The 22,834-nt window shown below is 37.9% G+C and carries 19 protein-coding genes; 4 read left to right on the top strand and 15 right to left on the bottom strand.

Features of this window, described 5'->3' with window-relative positions:
- Positions 1-87: 87 nt before the first annotated feature.
- Positions 88-1,530, top strand: a complete 1,443-nt coding sequence (ccoG, locus tag FFS26_RS14340) for a cytochrome c oxidase accessory protein CcoG (RefSeq protein ID WP_137905344.1) — start codon at positions 88-90, stop codon at positions 1,528-1,530.
- 201 nt (positions 1,531-1,731) lie between these two features.
- Here the strand turns inward: ccoG and FFS26_RS14345 are convergent, their stop codons facing one another.
- The gene (locus FFS26_RS14345) at positions 1,732-2,613 is read right to left on the bottom strand and encodes an AraC family transcriptional regulator (protein ID WP_110009316.1); all 882 of its coding nucleotides are present in this window, start codon (positions 2,611-2,613) and stop codon (positions 1,732-1,734) included.
- A gap of 203 nt (positions 2,614-2,816) precedes the next feature.
- On the opposite strand from FFS26_RS14345, the gene FFS26_RS14350 reads away from it, so the two are divergent.
- Positions 2,817-3,161 carry a MerR family transcriptional regulator gene (locus tag FFS26_RS14350; protein WP_062671077.1) on the top strand — a complete coding sequence of 115 codons (345 nt, stop codon included), beginning with the start codon at positions 2,817-2,819 and terminating at the stop codon, positions 3,159-3,161.
- 110 nt (positions 3,162-3,271) lie between these two features.
- Here FFS26_RS14350 and FFS26_RS14355 read toward each other — a convergent pair whose 3' ends face one another.
- Complete coding sequence (locus FFS26_RS14355; protein WP_110009315.1) at positions 3,272-3,496, bottom strand: hypothetical protein; 225 nt, start codon at positions 3,494-3,496, stop codon at positions 3,272-3,274.
- Positions 3,497-3,722: 226 nt separating this feature from the next.
- Between FFS26_RS14355 and FFS26_RS14360 the strand changes: the two genes are divergently transcribed.
- A complete protein-coding gene (locus FFS26_RS14360) occupies positions 3,723-4,982 on the top strand; it encodes a helix-hairpin-helix domain-containing protein (RefSeq protein WP_137905345.1) in 1,260 nt (419 codons plus the stop codon).
- Between the two features lie 78 nt (positions 4,983-5,060).
- On the opposite strand, the gene FFS26_RS14365 is transcribed toward FFS26_RS14360, so the two are convergent.
- The 7 genes from FFS26_RS14365 to FFS26_RS14395 form a co-directional block, all read right to left on the bottom strand.
- Entirely contained in the window at positions 5,061-6,281 is a 1,221-nt protein-coding gene (locus tag FFS26_RS14365) for a YncE family protein (protein WP_137905346.1), read from the bottom strand.
- 173 nt (positions 6,282-6,454) lie between these two features.
- Positions 6,455-7,177 carry a 23S rRNA pseudouridine(2604) synthase RluF gene (gene rluF, locus FFS26_RS14370; protein ID WP_110009312.1) on the bottom strand — a complete coding sequence of 241 codons (723 nt, stop codon included), beginning with the start codon at positions 7,175-7,177 and terminating at the stop codon, positions 6,455-6,457.
- Positions 7,177-7,671, bottom strand: coding sequence for a hypothetical protein (locus FFS26_RS14375; protein ID WP_137905347.1), 495 nt, complete (start codon positions 7,669-7,671; stop codon positions 7,177-7,179). The genes rluF and FFS26_RS14375 overlap by 1 nt, the downstream gene beginning before the upstream one ends.
- Before the next feature lie 80 nt (positions 7,672-7,751).
- Entirely contained in the window at positions 7,752-8,450 is a 699-nt protein-coding gene (gene truB / locus FFS26_RS14380; protein ID WP_137905348.1) for a tRNA pseudouridine(55) synthase TruB, read from the bottom strand.
- Positions 8,451-8,469: 19 nt separating this feature from the next.
- Positions 8,470-9,288, bottom strand: coding sequence for an undecaprenyl-diphosphate phosphatase (locus FFS26_RS14385; protein ID WP_137905349.1), 819 nt, complete (start codon positions 9,286-9,288; stop codon positions 8,470-8,472).
- A 111-nt stretch (positions 9,289-9,399) separates the two neighbouring features.
- Complete coding sequence (locus FFS26_RS14390; RefSeq protein WP_110009308.1) at positions 9,400-9,696, bottom strand: DUF3098 domain-containing protein; 297 nt, start codon at positions 9,694-9,696, stop codon at positions 9,400-9,402.
- Between the two features lie 2 nt (positions 9,697-9,698).
- Positions 9,699-10,598 carry a cell division protein FtsX gene (locus tag FFS26_RS14395; protein WP_137905350.1) on the bottom strand — a complete coding sequence of 300 codons (900 nt, stop codon included), beginning with the start codon at positions 10,596-10,598 and terminating at the stop codon, positions 9,699-9,701.
- 91 nt (positions 10,599-10,689) lie between these two features.
- On the opposite strand from FFS26_RS14395, the gene rsmA reads away from it, so the two are divergent.
- Positions 10,690-11,460, top strand: coding sequence for a 16S rRNA (adenine(1518)-N(6)/adenine(1519)-N(6))-dimethyltransferase RsmA (gene rsmA / locus FFS26_RS14400; protein ID WP_137905351.1), 771 nt, complete (start codon positions 10,690-10,692; stop codon positions 11,458-11,460).
- Positions 11,461-11,586: 126 nt separating this feature from the next.
- On the opposite strand, the gene FFS26_RS14405 is transcribed toward rsmA, so the two are convergent.
- The 6 genes from FFS26_RS14405 to FFS26_RS14430 all read right to left on the bottom strand — a co-directional run bounded on the left by FFS26_RS14405 (position 11,587) and on the right by FFS26_RS14430 (position 22,810).
- Positions 11,587-13,839 (bottom strand): choice-of-anchor L domain-containing protein, encoded by a 2,253-nt coding sequence (locus tag FFS26_RS14405; protein ID WP_228449441.1) that lies wholly within the window; start codon positions 13,837-13,839, stop codon positions 11,587-11,589.
- 393 nt (positions 13,840-14,232) lie between these two features.
- Positions 14,233-17,817, bottom strand: coding sequence for a choice-of-anchor L domain-containing protein (locus FFS26_RS14410; RefSeq protein ID WP_137905353.1), 3,585 nt, complete (start codon positions 17,815-17,817; stop codon positions 14,233-14,235).
- A gap of 168 nt (positions 17,818-17,985) precedes the next feature.
- Positions 17,986-20,346 (bottom strand): choice-of-anchor L domain-containing protein, encoded by a 2,361-nt coding sequence (locus FFS26_RS14415; RefSeq protein ID WP_137905354.1) that lies wholly within the window; start codon positions 20,344-20,346, stop codon positions 17,986-17,988.
- A 194-nt stretch (positions 20,347-20,540) separates the two neighbouring features.
- Positions 20,541-21,107, bottom strand: coding sequence for a DUF1003 domain-containing protein (locus tag FFS26_RS14420; RefSeq protein ID WP_110009302.1), 567 nt, complete (start codon positions 21,105-21,107; stop codon positions 20,541-20,543).
- Between the two features lie 11 nt (positions 21,108-21,118).
- Positions 21,119-21,889, bottom strand: a complete 771-nt coding sequence (locus FFS26_RS14425; protein WP_395972929.1) for a TIGR02757 family protein — start codon at positions 21,887-21,889, stop codon at positions 21,119-21,121.
- Between the two features lie 6 nt (positions 21,890-21,895).
- The gene (locus tag FFS26_RS14430; RefSeq protein ID WP_110009301.1) at positions 21,896-22,810 is read right to left on the bottom strand and encodes a ribonuclease Z; all 915 of its coding nucleotides are present in this window, start codon (positions 22,808-22,810) and stop codon (positions 21,896-21,898) included.
- Positions 22,811-22,834: the final 24 nt, after the last annotated feature.

Genomic DNA, 22,834 nt, shown 5'->3' on the forward strand with positions numbered 1-22,834 from the left:
TCAATCACTTTTTCATGGAACAGTCAATTTGAAAATAAGATTGGTCAGGATGAAAATTGTACTAAAATACTTTTATAGCATATAACAATGAGCGCAGAGTCCAACAATATCAAGTCTTTGGAAATTGAAAATGAAGATTTCAGAAATTCAGTGGGAACCATGGATGAAACCGGTAAAAGGAAGTGGATTTTTCCCAGAAAGCCCAAAGGAAAGTATACCAACTACAGGAATTACACCAGCTATTTTCTTCTTGCTTTATTTTTCGGACTGCCGTTTGTAAAGATCAATAATAATCCTTTTCTGCTGATCAATGTCATCGACAGGAAATTCTTTATTCTCGGACAGCCGTTTTACCTGCAGGACTTTTTTATTCTTGCTTTAGGGGCGGTAACCTCCGTCATTTTTGTGATGTTATTTACTGTCGTTTTCGGAAGAATATTCTGTGGGTGGCTATGCCCGCAGACGCTTTTTATGGAAATGGTCTTCCGTAAAATCGAATACTGGATCGAAGGAGACCGGAATAAACAGATGAAGCTGGACAGACAGGAATGGGATGCAGAGAAAATAAGAAAAAGACTGACAAAATGGTCTGTTTTCCTTTTAATTTCATTGATTATTTCTCACTTTATGTTCATGTATATTGTGGGCTACGAAGAAGTTTTCCGTATTATGAGTGAAGGACCTGAAGCCAACTCACTGAAATTTATGGTTATGATCTTCTTTACCATGACGTTCTATTTTGTTTTCGCATGGCTTCGTGAGCAGGTTTGTACGCTGGTTTGCCCTTACGGAAGACTGCAGGGTGTATTGATCGACAAGCAAACGATCAATGTATATTATGATTTTAAAAGAGGGGAAGGCCGTGCAAAATGGAGAAATAATGAAGACAGAAAAGCCGCAGGAAAAGGAGATTGTATCGACTGTAACCAATGTGTTGTGGTATGTCCTACGGGAATCGATATCAGAAACGGACAGCAGCTGGAATGTGTAAACTGTACAGCCTGTATTGATGCCTGCGATGAAGTTATGGAGAAAGTTGGCTTACCTAAAGGATTGGTACGTTATGCTACGGAAGCAGAAATTGAAAACCAGGACAAATTCCGGTTTACGCCAAGAATGAAAGCCACAACTGTTATCCTTGCATTGTTAATTGGGTTCCTTGGGTTTTTAATGTATGACCGTGGTTCTATGGAAGCCAAATTCATCAAGCCGGCAGGGTCAACATTCTTTGTTAAAAATGGAAAAATCACAAACACCTTTATTTACACTCTTCTGAATAAATCAAACGAGAAAAAGATGCTTACCATTAAAGTTATCACTCCAACAAATGCAGAGATCACTTACTTTGGTTCTGAAAAAATTATATTGAAAGGAGATCAGATCCTGAAAGGAAACATTAATATTTCCTTCCCTGAAGACGAAATTAAATTCTCAAAACAAAATATGGTCATCGGAGTGTTTGATGAAAAGGGACAGTTGGTAGACTCGTTTGAAACTACTTTTGAAGGACCGTTTAAGCTGGCTCTTTAGGTGGCAGATGGTAGGTGATCGGTGGTAGGTTGTAGGTGGTAGGTTGTTTGGATCAGAAAAAGTAGTTGATATTTCCCTAATTCCCCTCCTCCGGAGGGGTGGCAAAAATTCAAAGAATTTTTGACGGGGTGGTTTACAACAATCTCTCCATTAAACTTTAAACTGTGAACCTTAAACCTTACACTTTAAACTTTACACTCATTAAGCCTTATATTTCCTCATAAACTGCGTGGGAGTCATTCCGGAGCTTTTCCGGAATACTCTTACAAAGTAGGAATATTCTTCGTATCCCAGTCTAAAGGCAATTTCCACCAAACTCTCGTCGAGATACATGAGCATTCTTTTGGCTTCCAGCACTACCCTTTCAGTAATGACATCAGTTGCTGTTTTTTGAACAACAGTCTGGGCAATCCTGTTCAGATGTTTGGATGAAATACCTAACAAAGAGGCATAATGCGTAATGGACTTGTGTTTTGTAAAGTTTTGTTCAATCAGATTTTCGAAATCCTGATAATGTTTAAAATAAGAAAGTCCGGCAGCAGAATCCATTGTATCAAAATCTTTTGAAAACAATCTTGCAGCATTAATAAAAAGCTGAGACATTAGTGATAAAATCAGGCCTTCTTTCATAATGTTTTTAGCCTGATGCTCTTCTCCCAGTTCTTTAAATAAACTCATGTTTTTCTTCAATTCCTGAGCATTCAATTGTAGTTTTCGCGGGAATGATACGGATCCGAAAAACGGAAAATTTCTGAGTTTCTGATTCACATAATGCATTTCATAAAATTCCTGGGAACAAAAGAAAATATAACCGTCTATATCTTCCGAAAGCTCCCAGCTGTGAATCTGTCCCGGTGACAGGAAGAAAAGACTTCCTTCAGAGACTTCATATCTTTGAAAATCGATCTCATGCACTCCTGTTCCTTTGGTAAAGAGAACAGCTGCATAAAAATCATGCCTGTGAGGCTTCTCTATATGACGATGTCCCAACACCAAATGACTCTTCATCGTGTTAAAATAAAAATCTGAAATATTTTTACCCGCCTGGAAAAGATCGATATGAAGAACGGAGATCGGATTCATTGATAAATATCTTAAGGATTCACAAATTTAGATAAAAAGAACCGGTAATAGCTGCTCTTCTTCTCTGTGATGACCAAATGGCTGTTTTGTGATGATTTTACATCTTTATTTTTCCTTTAAAACAAAGTCTGACCGCACTTTTTACAATATATTTTGGATGAAACTTTAAAAAATTTTTATCTTTGAAGTTTAGGAGTTGTAAAATGAAAATAAATTTACCTGATAAGCTGTATTATTCTATAGGAGAAGTTGCGAAAGCATTCGATGTAAACACTTCATTAATACGTTACTGGGAACAGGAATTCCCTATTATCAAGCCTAAAAAAAACAGAAAAGGAAACCGATATTTCACTCCTGAAGACATTAAAAATCTTCAGATGATCTACCATCTCGTAAAAGAAAAAGGATATACCTTAGATGGAGCTCGTATCGCTCTGACCACCAACAGTAAAATTTCCGAAACCATTACTCTGATCGACCGCCTGGAGTTTGTAAAAGCTGAACTGATCAAGCTGAAAGAGTCTTTAGGAGAACGGGAAGAGGATTAAATTCTTTGAAAATATAAAAAGGTCCGCTGCAAATAATTACAGCGGACTTTTTATTGATATACTCATACCTTAGAAAAGGGCAATAATTTATTACTTATTTTTGTTCGAAGCTATTCTTCTTTCTTAAAACTCACCACCAGATATTCTCCGTTTGAACAGTATTTCTTACAGCTGTCATCTTTAAAGTTTTCAGGCTTTTTGGTGTACTCTTCAATATACCTCGAACTTTCAGTTGTATCAGCCGGAACTATAACAATATGGTAATTGTCAGCCACTGTACTGTCGGCTTTTTTTAATGCCTCTTCCTTGTATTTTAATGCTTCTGTGTAATTCATATTTATATCGATTAATTAGGTGTGATAAAAAATTTACAAAAACCAAGCCGTTTGAAGAAATACATTCTAAAATGCAGTCAGGACTTTTATTTCTCTACGAAATTATATCACATAAAAGACAATATTCCCGCCACCTTTTAAACCATAAAATGCTTTCTCTACATCATTTTTAACCATTTCATTATCAGCTATTGCAGTGCTTTATTTTTATTAATAGGTTTACTGTATGATGAGAAAAAACTATTACCGGAAACTGGCATTGATGGTCACATTGCTGACTGTTTTATTCGCCTATCAGAAATACACCAGTCGTGAAAAAGAACCTTTTCCTGAAGTTACCTTTATTAAAGATTCTTCAATACAAAATCTATCAGATTTTGATCCCAATACACTGGATAAAGAACAGTGGCTGAAACTTGGATTTTCAGAGAAACAAACTGCTACCATCCTTAAGTATAAAGATATGGTAGGAGGAAAATTTATTTCAAAAGAGCAGTTGAAAAAGTGTTATGCTATTTCCGAAGAGAAATTCAGTGAGCTGGCCTCTTTCATTTTACTTCCTGAAGTAACAGAAAAAAAGGATCCAAAAGGGTTCTCTTCCTACGGAAAGAAAGAAATTCTGGTTTCAGCGAAATTCAATCCTGATCGGTTTTCTGTCCACGACTGGCTTAAGATGGGTTTCAGTGAAAAGCAGGCAGAAGCTATTATAAAGTATAAAAATTATCTCGGGGGAAGTTTTATCAGTAAGGAAAAGTTTAAAGAATGCTTCATCATTTCCCCGGAGAATTACAGCAAAATCGAACCTTATCTTTTGCTGCCGGCAAAAACTCCGGAAAACTTCAGGAATTTTGCGAAGGATAATACTGTGAAATCCAGAATTCAATATCATATTTTTGATCCTAATCAACTGGACTTAGAGGGCTGGAAAACACTTGGATTCTCAGAAAAACAAGCAATCACAATCCTCAATTACCGGAACCGCAATTTAAGAGGAAGCTTTAAAAGCCTGGACGATCTGCAGAAATGTTTTGTGATTTCTGCTGAGAAATTTCAGGAAATGAAACCTTATATCAAACTTCAGGAAAAACAGCAGGAAAAAACAGACTTTTCAAAAACAGACCTTAATACCATTACGTTTAAACAGCTTATAGAATTCGGACTGGATGAAAGAAGTGCAGGTTCAATCATTGGTTTCAGAAAGAAACTGGGAGGTTTTATGAATAAGCAGCAAATTCTAAGCACTTACAATATCGATCTGGATCTGGTTCAGAAACTGATTTCAATAGCACCATTGAATACATCAGGTGTTCCCCGGTACTCATTAGTAAATGCACCGGAGGAATGGCTTAAAAATCATCCTTATTTCAAGTACTCAGCAGATAAAATCATATTCTACAGGATTAGTAATCCAGATGATAAAAAAATATGGAAACTCTTAAAACTGAAACCTGAGTATGAAGAAAGAATGAAATTATATGTAAAATAACATGACAACAAGAAGTTGACATAAACTCTTCCGAAATAATATTCCGGAAGAGTTATACTGTGAATAATGTCCTACATTTTAGTGATGCATATAACTGCCTGGCCCGTTAGTTCCTTCAATAGATTCCGGTAGAATTCCATATTTATTCCTTAAATCTACTGTTCCTAATTTTTTCCCGGAATTAATATCAATGATACTAATCGTACCGGAATTTAAGTTAGGAAGATCCAATAGGTTATTCTGTACTGCTACAACATCTTTTCCTGACTTGGTTTTAAAGAAAACCATATGATGCGCCCCTCTGTCAGCTTCAAAAGTCTTCAAAAGCTTTAGCTGGGGAAGATTATTTATATCAAAAACAAGCACTCTTCCAGGATCTGCAAAACTTACATAGAGCTTGTTTGTATCATCAATATACATTTCAAGCGCCCAGCCTAATCCTTGTGTACTTCCGTCAAAAATCTTGGTAAAAGCATCATATTTTTTGGTTGCGGTATTGTATGGGGCAATCCAGATATCACCGCCAAGCATTGTTGTAGCAAGTGCATATTGTGGAAATTTTCCGCGAAGTAACAATACCTCAACCGGAGCGGACAAATCTGTTGGTGAGTCTGCTACCTGGTATGTTTCCTTGATTTCATAGGTATTCAGATCTAACAAAGTACAGGTATTTCCCATTCCTGTCGTAAGATCAGGGTGAATGGTAGAAGTCACCATCATTAATCCTTTTTCCTCATTAACGGAAATGCCATGCGGATACATGATAAACTTACCGGGATTAGCCTGAATGGGAGCTTTAATCGTTTTGATAAGCTGATTATTATTAGCATTAAAAACGCCAATACTTCCGTCTTTCGGACCTCCTGCCCCACCCATAAAGGTCATAAAATATCTACCGTCATTTGTGAAAAACAAGTTTTCACCTACTGTATTCTCGCCCGTATCAATAGGAGTTGCACTGATTAATTTCGGCTGTCCGTACTGGTCTTTATCCGTTTTTATTTCATAGAGATAACTGCCTCCCAAAGCAGTGGTGAACATTTTTTTTGCATCCAGATTGTAATAAATATGATGGGGCAATACCCCATTACCCAATTCAAGCTTACTGCTGATGTTTCCAAAATTCGGAGCTTCAGGATCGAGTTCTATAACGGCTATTCCGTCTGATGCCCCTTTCAGACTTCTGTAATCAATGTAAAACGAAGTATTATGATGATCGGGATTGTGGTTCTCATTCAGGCAACCCGTGGATATTACCAGAATAACAAACAAGAACACTGAATTCAATTTTAATTTCATGGTTTTGTGATTATCATTGTTAGTATTATAAATATAAAACATTTCCAATGAAAACAAAAACATATTACACCAATATGTGAAAAAAATAATAAATAACATTAAAAAATAATGCTTCCTGTAGCTAATACAAGGAAGCATGAAATTAAAACCGTTATAAAGTATCTTAGATATTTTTAATCAAATGTTTTACTGGAATCTACCAGCAAAGAGTTTAAGGTATTAAGCTCCTCATCAGTCATATCTCTCCATTTCCCTATCGGCAGATCAAGTTTGATATTCATAATACGGATTCTCTTGAGTTTTTTAACTTCATACCCCAGATATTCGCACATTCTTCGGATCTGTCTGTTCAGTCCCTGAGTAAGGATAATTCTGAAATTCATTTCATCAATCTTCTCTACCTCACATTTTTTAGTCACAGTATCCAGGATGGGAACTCCATTTCTCATTTTCTCCAGGAATTTTGGAGTGATCGGTTTATCTACACGAACCAGATATTCCTTTTCGTGATTATTTCGTGCTCTCAGTATTTTATTAACGATGTCACCGTCACTCGTTAAGAGAATAAGCCCTTCACTAGGTTTATCCAGTCTTCCGATAGGAAAAATTCTTTTCGGGTGGTTGATATAATCTACGATATTATTTTTTTCACGTTTGGTATCGGTAGTACAAACGATTCCTACCGGTTTATTAAAAACGATATACACAGGTTTTTCCTGAGGTTCTCTGATGGGTTTTCCGTCCACTTCTACGAGATCCTCATCAGAAACTTTGGTTCCCAGTTCAGGAATTTTCCCGTTTATCTTAATTCTGCCTTCCTCCAAAAGTTTATCAGCTGCTCTTCTCGAACAGTATCCTGCTTCTGATAAATATTTATTAATACGTGTCTTTTCCATTAGTCTTTTCCGTAACCGGTATAATTTTTATTGCTGAAAAGGGTAATTCCATAGCTCAGGCCTATGAAAAAACCGTCAGTTCCATCTTTCAGCCGATGTGATTCAAAAACAATTCCTCCTTCCTGGCTCAATCTTTTTGAATAGGAAACCTGCATTCCCAGTCTCCCGCCCCAGAATTCAGTATCTGAAACAGCAGAGTGATTAAGCTGTTTTCCATAATTAATATCGATATAAAAAGGTCTTTCTCCCGGAGAAAAAATAATCTTTGGTTGAATAACCCAATAAATCAGATGATAATTATCCTGGATAAAACTATATTTAAATCCTGTTCCCAATGCAAAGTTAGGAAGAAAATTATATCCACCCACAGCAGTAATCCCATAAGTAAGATTTCCTAATGAAGATCTGTTTTCAATATACTGCGAATTGCTGGTCTGGTTCTTCTTATTAATATTAAATCCTACATTCAAAGAAGGATTGAAGTAGAAATCCATTTTTGATTTTCCAGTTTCTGTATCCTGAGAAAATGCTTTACAAAAAAAAAATATTAATAAGAAAATGGATAATTTTATTTTCATAGGCTTTCGAATCTGTACTCGTTATTCAGGAACTGATCTGTAGCATCTTCAATGGCATAATCACCAATTTTGGTACGTCTCAGCTGTGTCAGATAAGCTCCTACTCCCAATTCCTGCCCGATATCATGAGCCAGACTTCTGATGTATGTTCCTTTTGAACAGCCTACCATGAAACTCACCAAAGGAAAATCAATTTTTATGTCTTTGATATAATGTATGGTTGTTTTTCTTGCCTTCATTTCCACTTCTTCACCTGCTCTGGCAAGATTGTAAGCTCTTTCGCCATCAATTTTAATCGCTGAATAAACGGGTGGTTTCTGTTCAATTTCTCCAACAAATTTTTCCAGCACTTCTTTTACCTGTTCTTCAGTAATATGAGAGATATCCTGGTGAAGAATTTCCGGTTTTTCGGTATCATAGGATTCTGTTTGCACACCGATCTTGATCTCTGTCCAGTATTCTTTGGGAGCATCCTGAATTTCAGGAATTTTCTTTGTAAATTTTCCACAGCAGACAATAAGAAGCCCGGTTGCTCTTGGATCTAAGGTTCCGGCGTGTCCGATTTTAAATTTCTTGGGAAGATAAAATTCCCTTTTAAGTTTATATTTCATTTTATTGACAGCCTGGAAGGAAGTCCAGTCCAAAGGTTTGTCCAATAAAAAAATGTATCCTGATTTCAGTTCTTCCGCAGTCATGAATGGGTATAAAAATTCCTTATTTAAAGAAATAAAAATAAATCAACAGGGCAATTCCTACAAAAATACGGTACCAGCCCCAAGGTTTAAATCCATATTTATTAAGCACTCCAATAAATGCTTTAATGGCAATAAGTGCCACAATAAATGCAACAATATTTCCAACCACGAAGATCATAATATGATCCTGTGAAGACATAATCATTTCGTATCCTTTCTGCGGATTTGCGGTTTCTTTTCCCCAGGTCTTAACAAAAACTGAGTATACCGTTACTGCCAGCATTGTAGGAACAGCAAGGAAAAAAGAAAATTCTGCAGCAGCCTTTCTGGTAAGACCTTGTGCCATTCCTCCAATAATAGAGGCCGCACTACGGCTTGTTCCCGGCATCATCGCAAGACACTGCCAAAAACCAATGGTAATAGCATTTCTTATGGTGATTCCTTTTTCATCATCAATTTTAGGATTCCTGAACCATTTATCTGCAAACAGCAAAACAACACCCCCTAAAACCAATACGGAAGAAATCGCAATCTGGTTCCCAAGAACGGCTTCAATTTTATCATCGAATAAATATCCCAACACCAAAGCCGGAACTACAGCAAATGCAAGTTTAAAATAAAACTGAATATTATTTAAGTCAAAAAACTTTTTCCAATAGGCTACCACCACCGATAGAATAGCTCCAAACTGAATAGACACCTGAAACATTTTTAAAAATTCTGTTTCTTCCAACCCCATAAGATTCGCAGTAAATCCCATATGTGCTGTAGAGGAAATCGGAAGATATTCCGTCAAGCCTTCTACAATGGCAATAATAATTGCTTTGATTAAATCCATATTCTTTTAAAAATTAAAAAGATTAAAAGATTTAAGAATTAGAAAAATCAGCTCATTGGCTTACATCTTTCAATTCTTAAATTTTTTAATCCTTAAATAAAATTATTTTATTTATTTTCTTTTTAAGATCGCGTACACTTCTATTGCAAATCCTATAACAACAAACAAAGGTGCTATTCTGATTCTTCTGATAGAAAAGATCCCGTCATTCCATGAGTTAGGATCAAATTTCCCATCTACCGTATTGGCATCAGGTCCCATCATAAGTAGAAATCCTACTACAATGAAGGCTAATCCGATCAGCATCCATTTGAAATTCTGCTGTCCGAAATAGAAAGCGTTTTCCTGTGGTACTTCAGCTTCATGCCCGTAGTCTGAAGCAGAAAATTTATTTGTTTTTTTGCTCATTATTAAGAGTAATATAAATCGTCAACGTTTGATTTCAAGAACCTCCATGTAGCGAAAATGGTACTTAAGACAGAAATAAAAATTCCAACACCCAGTACCAGGATTACTAACCAGAAGTACTGGTTGTTGTCCTGTACGAAAGCAGAACCAATCTGACTTGTGAAATAATACCAGACTCCGCCCAAAGCGAGAAGACCTATAACAGAACCGATAGCTCCTAAAATAATAGCTTCCACAATGAAAGGTTTAAGGATAAATCTTCTTTTCGCCCCTACCAGCTGCATAGTTTTAATAATAAATCTCTTCGAGAATATTTTGAGACGGATAGAGTTGTTGATCAATACAACTGCCAATATCAGGAACAGAACCGAAAATCCTAAGATCCATTTCAGTATTCTGCTCAGGTTATTGTAGACATCTACCATCAGAGTACTGTCATTTTTAACATCAATAATTCCGGGAACGGATTTGATTTCTTTAATAGCTTCATCAATTTTTGCTGGATCTACGAACTCCGGCTTTAAAGCCACTTCAATAGAAGAAGGGAAAATATTTTCCTCAAACAATGCATCACTGTCGATTCCCATACTTTTCTTGGCTTCTTTTGCCGCCATTTCTCTTGAAATATAAGTCGCTTTTTTTACAGGGGCTAATAACTGTACCTTTTTAAAAGTTTCTTCATCAAGTTTTGCAATTTTTACAGAATCTTTAGCGTCATAGTTTTCATCAAAGTAGGCATTCACTACCAACTGTTCTTTGATATAGTCAGAATACTTCTGGGCATTAATCAGAATAAGCCCCATTAATCCTAACAAAAATAACACTAAGGCAATACTTATCACTACTGTAATATTGCTGGACCGAAGCCTTTTCTTATTAAATTCATCTACAGATTTAGCCATTAATATTAAAATTTTTGGCTAAAATAGAAAAAATCTTCCGAAATTTGGGACGAAATAAAGAAAATCACTGTTAATAAAATCATAAAAAACTTTGAGTGTAAAAGCAAAAAAACATCTTGGACAGCACTTCCTGACAGATGAAAATATCGCAAGAAAAATCGTAGAAGGTCTTAGTTTTGAGAACTATACCAACATTATGGAAGTAGGTCCCGGAATGGGCGTTCTTACCAAATATCTTCTTGAAAAGGATCAGAATATTTACCTTGCCGAAATAGATACAGAATCTATAGAATACCTGAAAAACAACTATACAAAAGTAACTGAAGAAACTTTTGTTGGCGATTTTCTGAAGCAGGATTTCAGTTTTATCAAGGATGATCAGATTGCAATCATTGGTAATTTCCCTTATAACATTTCTTCACAGATTCTGTTTCAGATTGTAGACCATTACCAGCTGATCCCGGAAATGGTAGGAATGTTCCAGAAAGAGGTAGCGGAAAGAACGGCGGCTGTTCCGAGAACTAAAGATTATGGTATTCTTTCTGTTCTGATACAGGCTTATTATGATGTATCTTATATGTTTACGGTACATGAGAATGTCTTCAATCCTCCTCCAAAAGTAAAATCGGGAGTAATAAGACTTACAAGAAACCCTAAAGAAGGGCTTGCGGGCAATGAAGTCCTGTTTAAACAGATCGTGAAAACAGGTTTCAACCAAAGAAGAAAAAAGCTTTCCAATGCTTTAAAGACACTCAATATTCCTGAAGCCTTGAAAGGGCACGAATTTTTAGATAAGAGAGCAGAAGAACTGAGTGTAGCAGATTTTATACACTTTGCAAATCTGTGGAAAGAAAATCAATAAAACAATCATTATAAAGCTCCTTACCGGGAGCTTTTTTGCTGAATACATTACAATACACTGTCTGTTAAAAGCAGAAAGCCTTTCAAATAAATCCGAAAGGCTTTCTTTTATAGTACATTATCAATTTTAGTTTCTGTTTTTCAGCATGATCCATCCTGACCAGTTCATCTGAGCTTTTGATTTCGGATATTCAAAATTGAACTTATACCAGTATGTTGCTGTAGGAAGTCTCTTACCACTTACTGTTCCGTCCCAGACTGGATTTTCTTTTGAGAACCTGAACATTTCCACTCCATATCTGTCATAGATAGAACCCGTAAAGTTTTTAAAGTCTCCAAGAGCCTTAAGATCCAATACATCGTTAATTCCATCTTCGTTTGGCGTAATGATATTGTTGATCTGCAATGTAAAGAATTCAAGAGATCCCACACAATGCGTGCCTACTCTTCTTACCAAAACAGTATAGTTTGTATTGTCTAAAAGATTCGTAAATACATTTGAATCCTGCCATGTGATACCACCATCAATAGAATATTCCAAAGTGCTTGGTGTATTGTTCATTGGCGGGTTTTCAGCTGTAATTGTTACTGTTTTTTTGATGCTTTCATAATTTAATGCAGTAACAAAAGGAGTTGCTGCCCCCATTACTTTGGCTTCAAAAACTTTCTTACAGATACCATTATCAATTTCTACTGAGTAGATTCCCCATTGGTCTACATCAATTTTCCGTGTTGTAGCACCTGTACTCCAAAGATATTTATAACCATCACCGGCTCCTGCATCCAGAGTGACAACATCACCGACACACATTTCAACGTCTTTTAATGTAGAGGTAATTTCCGGTGTCACTTCAATTCTGATCGTTGCCGGATTAAGAGATTTACATCCTTTTGCTCCAATTGCATATACTGTAAATGTTGTAGTCTGATATAGAGTAACCGTCTGCATATTCCCTGTTCCCATGAAATTGCTCCAAAGATACGTATCTCCTCCTTCAGCCGTAAGGGTTACAGATTCTCCCGGACAGATTTTTATTCTGGAAGCCTTCACTTTAGCGGTTGGCGTTGCTTCTTTCTGTAATGTCAATTCTACAATTTTACTACAGAATCCTCCATTGGAAACAAGAACATACAGAATCTGGCCATCGTTACCATTATAATTTAAAGGTGTCTGAATATAGTTGTTATTCTGTGCAACAGCATCCGCCTGATTTTCATAGAATTTAAAGACAGCTCCAGGCGTCGGGCTGATGGTAGGCATAATTGTACTTAAATCGAAAGTAGTAATATCCGGTGTGGTACAAAGCAGTAATGTAGCATCCTGAGCCTGAGGTGTTGTTCCTCCGTGAATCTGGATTGAAGCTTTACCCGGACATGGATTACCAGGAACACTTACTTCGATCGTATAGGTACCGGGCTGTATTGCAGTAATGGTATTGGTTGTAGCATTCGGGATTGGTGCTCCATTAAAGAACCACTGGTAAACAAGGTTAGGATCATTTACAGAAGCTGTAATGACCTGAGGTACATTATCACATACATTAATATCTGAAGGCAGTTTTGTTCCTGCAGGATCTAAAAGATCTACCCCGATATTGAAAGATCCTCCTTCAAGGAATACAGCAGAGTCATAACTATGGTCACTGTAATCGGCAATTACCATTTTGAAGTGGTATTGCTGTCCTGCTACTACGGTTGCTGTGGCAGTCAATGGGATTGTTCTTCCGTTAAAGTTGGTTTCAACGTTACCTGTGTTGTAACCGGCAAAATACTGCTCGTTTACCGCACCACAACTGGTTCCGATTGCAGGGTGGATATTGGTAATACTTACCGGACCTGCACCTCCCGGAAGTACAGCCATATTCACATAAGGTCCACCTGAAGTAGGTCTCAACAAGATGGCAAATGCATCTGCAAAGGTACAAGGGAAAGATCCAGTATATTCTTCTGATGCAATAAGGTAATTAAATTTGATCTGAGAAGTTGTTGGAACGAAGTCAAACTCCAAAAGAACGGCATCATTCAGTCTGCTTTCCACAACCCCGATCACCTGTGCAAGATCAGCATCTGATCCTCCACCGTTGACATCACTCAAACCGCCTTCAAAAGTATTACCAGCTCTTCTTGCATACCCTGTGGAAAGAATAAGCCCGTCTTTAAAAGGGAAATTGGTTGCAGCTTTATGAAAATACCCCCATGCTCTGTTTGCCTCACTTGCCGCATGGTTAGGAGTAATCTTCACATTGGTTACATTGGGAGTAAGGCAGGTATTGGTCCCGGAAGAGATCAATACATCTTTAACCATTTTTTCAATAGTATAAGCGGTTTCAGGATACTGCGGAGCATTCACATCAATAAAAGCACCAGCTCTTGCCGACATATTTGAGGGTCTTTCTTTGACGTGTTTTCGTGGTGGCAGATCTTGTGAAAATAAAAAAGTCGAGATGACTAAAAAAAATAAACAAAGCGGTAGATATCTTCTCATAATATTTTTGTTTCAACAAATTTAATTTTTTTTTAAATATCTCGCATACATATTTATATTTTTTACTATAAAAAAACAAAACAAAAAGCATTTACAGTAAATTTTCATTAATCAATCCCTATCCGGACAAATCATACTTCTTGTGCCAGCATCGTATTACAAATCATTTTAACATATTTTCCACTTATTTTACATAATTCACAAAACACGATAATATTTATTCATCAAAACCAAAAAAAATCTTTCATTACTGAAAGATTTTTATTTTGATTTTTATTTTTATAAAATCTAGTTTCTGTTCTTCAGGAGAATCCATCCTGAACGCTGTTCCATTTTCTTACTGGCTGGATTTTCCCATTGTACCCTGTACCAATAAGTAGCAGTAGGAAGATTAATTCCCTTTAAAGATCCTGTCCAGATAACATTTCCTTTACTTGCTTTGAATACTTCAGCACCGTACCTGTCGAAAATAGAAGCTGCGAAGTCTTTGTATCCGCTTATTCCGGTGAAATCAATAGTATCATTGATACCATCCATATTAGGGGTAATAGCGTTGCTGATAATGAATGTAAAATAATCCAGCGAAGTACCGCATTTAGCACCTTTCACTCTTACCATTACAGTATACATGGTATTGTTCAAAATACCTGTAAACACATTCGATTCGTGCCATGTCAATCCTCCATCGATGGAATATTCTAAAACTCCGCCTGTAGGGTTACTTGCCGTAAGCGTAAGAATATGATTATCATACACAATATTGGTAAACTGCGGCAGATCAGGATTAATAAGCTGTGCCGAAAAAGTTTTGGAACAAACCCCATTACTGATTGTCACAGAATATGTTCCGGGAATATTAGTTGTTATGGTTTGAGTAGTGGCTCCCGTGCTCCATACATAAGTATAGTTTGGTCCTGAACCGGCATCCAGTGTTCCTTTATCTCCGGCACAGACAAATACATCTTTTAATGTAGAAACGATTGCAGGAACGACTTCAATCTTAACTTTGGCAGGATTCACAGAGCTGCATCCGTTTCCTCCCAATGCATATACTGAATATTCTGTTGTTGCTGTTGGAGTAACTACCTGAGTATTTCCGTTTCCTGTGAGGCCAATCCAGTTATATGTAATTCCTCCTGTGGCAGTCAATGTTACAGATTCACCTTCACAGATTTTCAATTTAGAGGCTGTAAGGCCTGCTATTGGCGGACCTACCTGAACAGTAACTGACGCTGGTGTGGCAGAAATACATCCGTTAGCTCCAACGGCAAATACCGTATATACAGTAGTTGTAGTAGGCGAAACAACCTGGGTGTTTCCATTTCCTGTAAGGCCATTCCCCCAGTTATAGGTTACCCCTCCGGAAGCCGTTAATGTTACGGATTCTCCTACACAAATACGGGGTTGTGATGAAACTAATGCAGCAACCGGTTGTACTTTATCTTCCTGAACAGTTACTGTAGCAGTAAATGTACAGCTCAGATTTCCTGGCTGTGAAACATTCGTCACTGTTAAAGTATAGGTTCCGCCGGCGCTTACAACAGGGGTAAGTGTATTAGCTCCTGAGACAATAGTACCTCCGGTGGTTGTCCATGCAATGGTAGATCCTGCCGGTACAACAGATGCTGATGCATTGATGGTAACCTGTGGTGTTGTACAGGTAATTGTTTGTGGTGCAGCAATGGTAAGCGTAGTTTGAGCCGTGCTTAATAACTGCAGAGATACTACATAGCTGCAGCCTCCATTACTTACCAGTACATAAATAGTCTGGCTTCCTCCCGGCGGCGTATATGTTGTAGGTGCTGCAATAAAGTTTCCGTTAGCAGCATTGGCATCAGCCTGACTGACGTAGTAAGTAAAAGTAACTCCTGCAGTTGTGGTGATCTGGGGCTGGGCTTCCGTAAGATTATAAGTTAATCCCGGCTGATAACATTTATGAAGTGTTGCATTTTGCGCTGTGAAAGGTTCTGAAACTTCTATCGTTATCGTTGCAGGGTTTTGAGAAACACAGCCATTCGCTCCTACTGCTGTTACGGTATAAGTGGTGGTGGCAGTAGGTGAAACAACCTGTGTACTTCCGTTTCCTGTAAGGCCATTACCCCAGTTATAGGTAGCTCCACCTGAAGCGGTAAGTGTTACAGAATCTCCTTTACAGATTTTTATTTTGCTTGCTGTAAGCCCGGTAACCGGCGGAGCGCTGTTTCCTGTCACCGTTACAGTCCCTACCGCTGTACAGCTGATATTTCCAGGCTGATACACTTTTGTAATGGTTAAAGTATAAGTTCCTGCAGTATTAATCACAGGATTTAAAGTCGTTGCTCCTGAAACAATATTCCCTCCCGTAGTCGTCCAGTTGAAAGTAGCTCCTGCCGGATAAACGGAAGCTGATGCATCCAGCGTGGTCTGAGAATTGTTACAGGTAAGCACTGCCGGAGGGGCAATGGTAGGTATCATCTGTGGAGCTTTTACCAGTTGGAGTTGTGCTACTTTTGCACAGAAACCGTTGGCTACTCTTACATACACTGTTCCACCCGCACTCTGATGAGCTGTTGGATTAGGGATTGTATTGGCATTTCCTGCATTAGCATCCGCCAATGTGGTATAGTAGGTAAACACAGCTCCCGGAGTAGTACTTATAGAAGCTTGTGCTGATGTTAAATTAAAAGTTGCATTTCCGGCAGCATAACAGGCTGTTAATGTAGCATTCTGTACTGTAGGAGATGTTCCGCCAACTACTGTAATAGTAGCTTCCCCCGGACAGGTATTCCCCTGGATGAAAACCTTAACGGTGTATACCCCTGGTGCTGTTGCCGTGTAACTTGCATTGGTAGCTCCTGCAATCGGAGTAGTACCCTGATACCACTGATACGTTATATTAGGTCCCTGCACAGAGGCTGTAAAAGTCTGTGGAGTATTATCACACATATTAACAGAATCAGGAAGCTGCACGCCAGCCGGATCCAGTATTTTCACCCCGATATCAAATGACCCTGCTTCAAGAAATACTGCTGAATCAAAGTTGGGATCCTGATAATCCGCAAGCACAATTTTAAAATGGTAGGTTTGCCCGGGGATTACAGTTGCTTTGGCAGTAAGAGGAATGGTACGTCCGTTGAAATTGGTTTCAATCTGAGCGGTATTGGTTCCTCCGTAATAGGCTTCATTCTTAGGCCCGCAGTTTTGATATTGCGGGTGTATATTCGTTACACTTACAGGTCCTGCTCCTCCCGGAAGCACTGCAAGATTGGTATAAGTAGGATCAGTTGATTTTTTTAACAGCAGAGCAAAACCGTCTGTGATTGTACATGGAAAGTTTTGCTGGTATTCTTTAGAAGCAAATAAATATCGGAATGAAATTTCAGTAGAGGCAGCCACAAAGTCAAATTCTATAGAGGTGGCATTCGTGAGGTTATTATTACCGATTCCCAACGCATTCGCAAGATCTATATCACCTCCGGTTCCAAGATCATCACTTAAAGTTCCCTGAAGAGTGTTCCCTGCTTTATTGGCATATCCGGTAGAAAGGATAATCCCTTTGCTGAAAGGAAAATTGGTATTTGATTTATTAAAATATCCCCAGCTTCGGTTCTGGTTGGTAGCGGCCAGGTTGGGGGAGACGGTTACATTGCTTACACTTGAGCTGGTACAGGTGGAACCTCCGGATATAAGAACATCATTGATCAGCTGGGTAATAGGATAGCCGGATTCCGGGTAACTGGGTGCATTCACATCTATAAAGGCACCTGCTCTTAAAGAAGCAGCAGTAGGTTTTGATGCTATTTCTACCCTTCCTTTATTTTGAGCCAAAATAAAGTTTCCCATGAAAGCTAAAAATAACGCTAAAAATAAATTTCCTATCCTCCTATTTAACATTTTATATTATTTTAAACAAAAATACTATTTTTTTTAATTGAAATTCAAGTTAACACAATTTACATTATTACTAACGCAAATTTATTTATGTTAGAATATCAACTCTGTTTATTTTAAAATAATAAAAAAAGACTGACAAAATAGTCAGTCTTTCAGTTATAGTTCAAATTATTCTATATTTTTAAGCAATATCCAGCCTGTTTTCACAGTAAGTTCCTTGCTCGCAGGATCTTCGAAGGTTACCTGATACCAATATGTTGAAGTAGGAAGCTTTTTACCCTGGAAATATCCGTCCCAATACGGTCTGGTCTTCGCTGCTTTGAAGACTTCTCTTCCATATCGGTCGAAAACCTGACCGCTGAAATCTTTGTAATTAACTACCCCGCTGAAATCAATCGTATCATTAATATTATCCCCGTTTGGAGTAATTACATTTTTCATGACGAATGTAAAGAATTCAAGGAAACCTACGCAGCTTGTAAATTTAACTCTTACCCTGATCGAAATGATTTTATTTTTAGGTACATTATTAAATACATTGGAAGACTGCCATGTAACTCCGTTATCTACTGAATATTCCAGGATACCGTTACTTGGATTACTTGCTGTAACGATCATGGTTCCACTCTCATTATAATCCACTTTGATCACTTCCGGAATTACAGCTTTAATCACCTCAGTTTCGAACTCTTTTGAACAAACCCCGTTACTGATTACTACTGAATACTCCCCAGGAGTACCTACTGTAATGCTCTGACTCGTTTCACCAGTACTCCACTGATAGGTATATCCTGGTCCTGAACCCGCATCCAGAATAATTTTATCTCCCTGGCAGATATAGCCGCCTTTTAAATTTGAAACGATAGCCGGTACTACTTCAATGGTAATACGTGCCGGCTGAAGAGATTTACATCCCTGTGCTCCGATAGCATATACCGTATATGTAGTCGTCTGAGTTGGACTTACCGTTCTGATTCCTCCGGTAGCAGCTGCAGAATCGCTCCATTCATAGGTTACACCGCCGGTAGCTGTTAACAATACGGATTCTCCGGCACAGATTTTCAATCTCGGTGCTGTAACCAATGCTGTTGGTGTTTCTTCTTTTCTTAACGTTAAGGTTGCAATTTTACTACAGAAAGCACCATTGGAAACCAGAACATATAATATCTGTCCATCTGTTCCTGTATAATTGGTAAGATTGGTGATATAACTGTTATTTTGAGCCTGCGCATCAGCCTGATTTGCATAAAAACGGAATACCGCTCCCTGCGTTGTACTGATCAGAGGTTTTGCTGTTTCCAGATTAAAACTGGTAATAGCTTGTGTGGTACAGAGCTTAAGTTCAGCATTTTGTACAGTAGGGCTTGTTCCTCCAATAATGGTAATAGTAGCTTCGCCAGGACACTGATTTCCCGGGACCATTACTTTTACCGTATAAACTCCCGCCTGGGTAGCTATGTACACAGCACTGGTTGCCCCCGGAATTGCTACTCCGTCTTTGTACCATTGATAAGTCATGCCCGGAATTGCTGCCACCTGTGCTTTCACTTGTTTTGGAGTATTATCACACATGTTGATACTACCCGGCAGCACTACTCCTGCTTCATCTACAATTTTAATTCCCACGTCAAAAGATCCACCCTCTAAGAAAACTGCAGAGTCATGCGAAGGATCTTTTGCATCAGCCAATACCATTTTGAAATGATAGGTCTGCCCTGGAATTACATCTGCAACAGCTGTCAGAGGTGTTGTTCTTCCATAGTAATTAATGACCAGATGCGGATTGGCCAAAGCCCCGAAATAATTAGCATTGATAGGCCCACAGCTGAATCCGTTTCCTGCAGGAACGATGTTGGTTGCGCTTACAGGTCCCGCACCTCCCGGCAGTACAGCCAGATTGGTATAAGTAGGATCTCCCGCTTTTTTCAGCAAAAGGGCAAAGGCATCGGAATACCCGTCACAAGGATAGTTGGAAGTATATTCATCTGAAACGAAGATATAATTAAATTTCACCTGATTGGAATTCGGAACGAAATCAAATTCAAGAGCCACGGCATCCGTTAAGCTAACGGTAGCTCCGGTAGCGGCTACAAGATCTGCATCACTTCCTGTTCCTACTGATTGTCCTACAGCTGATACATAGCTATTACCGGCTTCTGAAGCGTATCCTGTAGTAAGGACAATACCATCGGTAAAAGGAAAACTGGTAGTTCCTTTATGAAAATATCCCCAGAATCTGTTGCTGTTGGTCACATCATGATTCGGAGATACGGTAACGTTGGTTACATTGGCTGTTGTACAGTTGGTACCGCCATTGATCAGAATATTCTTTACCAACTGCTCCGGTGTATAATTTGAAGGCGTATATGGAGGTACATTCACATCAATGAATGCTCCAGCTCTAAGACTGGCCGCAGAAGGTTTTATTTTTTCGGACTTCCTGACAGGTCTCGTTTGAGAAAATGCAGAAGCAGAAATCAATAAAAAAGAAAAAAGGAAAAAATAGTTTTTTAGTCTATAAATTAACATTTTGTTTTCATTTGTTCAAATGTAGCAAAAATAATTATACTAATCCCCCCTTAACCACTACTATTTTATAATTCATCATATACATTCACAATAAATTTTTCTTATCGTTACATTTTCCATAAATCATTAAACCCAACAATTCAGACATAAAAAAACAGACTAAGAGGCTTAGTCTGTTTCCATTTTTAATAAACTTATTCCGGCTGTTTATCATCTTTTTTCAGCTGATCTATTTCATTTTGTAACTGCGAGATAATATCCTTTAAAGCTTTAATTTCATTTTTGTTGGAGCTTACATTGCTCTTGAGCATTACATTTTTCGCTCTTTCATTGTGGTCTTCCTCATCCTCTTCTTCGTTGATCTCTTCAATATCCTCACTGATTTCCTCAATGTCTTCCTGAATATCTTCTATATCCTCATTGATCTCTTCAATATCTTCGCTGATTTCTTCAAGATCTTCCTGAATGTCTTCGATATCTTCGCTGATCTCCTCAATGTCCTCCTGGATATCTTCAATTTTCTCATGGCTTTTATTCACAGACATCTGAATGAAGATTGCCAGATAAATAGCTTCCAGGGAAAGTACGGTCGTAAGAATCAGAAGCATTTTATCAAAATCAACGATATTCAGCATCGGAAGTAAAAACGAGGTAAGGAACAGCAGAGTATGAACAATCAGGGACTGAATAGATCCGATCCATGAGGTAATGCTGTCTGCAATTTTCTCAAGAACTTCTGTTTTTTCGTTATATTTTTTCATCCTTTCTATTTTTACAATAGTTCTTTTGTTACTCCTAATCCAAACAATGCAAAATCATATTTTGCAGGGTCTTTTTCATCAAATTTTCTGATGGCAATATCCAGCTCCTCCACTGTTTTCCAATCATTTTGTGTCCTCGAAACCAATCCCAGTTTTCTGGAAATGTTCCCGGTATGTACATCCAGAGGAATGGAAAGATATTTTTGATCAATATTTTCCCAGATTCCAAAATCTACTCCTCTTTTGTCTTTACGCACCATCCATCTTAAAAACATAATAATCCTTTTGGCAGAGGAATTCTTATAAGGTGAACTGATGTGTTTATGGCTTCTGTGCTTTTCTGTTTCCAGAAATCCGTTTCTGAATCTTTCTATGGCATGCAGAAAGTTATTTTCTGTCTTTTTTACTTTAAATAAACTTTCCAGACTCTCATTTTCATTATAAATTCTGTTGAACTGTCTGATAAAATAAGAGAAATCCTGTCCGTTGAACGTTCTGTGAATACTTTTATCCTGAATACTTTCCAGATCTTTTTCAGAATAACTCATTACAAAATCATAGGGTGAATTTCCCATAATATCAAGCATTTTATCTGCAGAATTAATGATCGACTTTCTGTTTCCCCAGGAAATTGTTGCTGCCAGAAATCCTGCAATTTCAATGTCCTGTTTTAAAGAAAAGCGATGCGGAATCTGTATCGGATCATTTTCAATAAAATCAGGAGCGTTATACTGATCTGCTTTTTCGTTGAGAAAATCTCTGAGTTCTTCAAATTTCAGCATATTATTTTAAATCTTTACACTCTCCAATGCTTTTGGCAGAAATGTATTGGGAAATATTTCTCTCGCCTCATCAGTAAATACGGTCAGGTCCCCGTATCTATTAGAAAAGTGGCCTAAAATCAACTTTCCGACCTGAGCTTTCTGAGCTATCGTAGCAGCTTCCAAAGCTGTGGTATGACCTGTATAATCAGCCATTTCCTTAAGATCATGTAAGAATGTGGATTCATGGTATAAAACCGTTACATTTTTAATAATCGGGATGACACTTTCAAGATAACGGGTATCACTGCAAAATGCATAGGATACCGATGGAGCCGGATCAACAGTCAGAATTTCATTTTTAAGAACATAGCCATCACTCAGTACAAAGTCCTTCCCTGCTTTGATATTGTGATAATCGCAGGTTTCAATTTCGCTGTATTTCGCAATCTCCTTCATATTAAGATGTCTGTCTTTCGGCTTTTCTTTAAAAAGATAACCGTTACAGTAGATTCTGTGATCCAGCGGAATAGTATATACTTCTACCCTGTTGTCCTCATATATTTTTTCAGAATAATCTTTATCCAGTTCATGATAAATCACTTCAAAACCACGGTGGGTTTCTGTGATCTGAAAAATAGTTTCCAGCATCTTCTTAATACCTTTAGGACCGTAAACATGCAAAGGCATATCTCTTCCTAAGAGACGGAAAGAAGCTATAAGCCCCGGCAGCCCAAAACAATGATCTCCATGAAGATGCGAGATAAAAATATGATTGATTTTTGAAAATCTTGCTTTTGCTTTTCTCAGCTGAACCTGTGTACCTTCTCCACAATCGATCAGGAAGAGTCTTTCTTCCATTTCCAGCAGCTGTGCTGTGGGTGACGTGTTGATGGTCGGAATCGCAGAGTTAAAACCTAATATTGTTAAATAAGTACTCAAATCAATAATTTATGATGACAAATG

Origin of the sequence: Chryseobacterium sp. 2VB, from assembly GCF_005503635.1 — a bacterium.
Classification (GTDB): Bacteria; Bacteroidota; Bacteroidia; order Flavobacteriales; family Weeksellaceae; genus Chryseobacterium; species Chryseobacterium cupriresistens.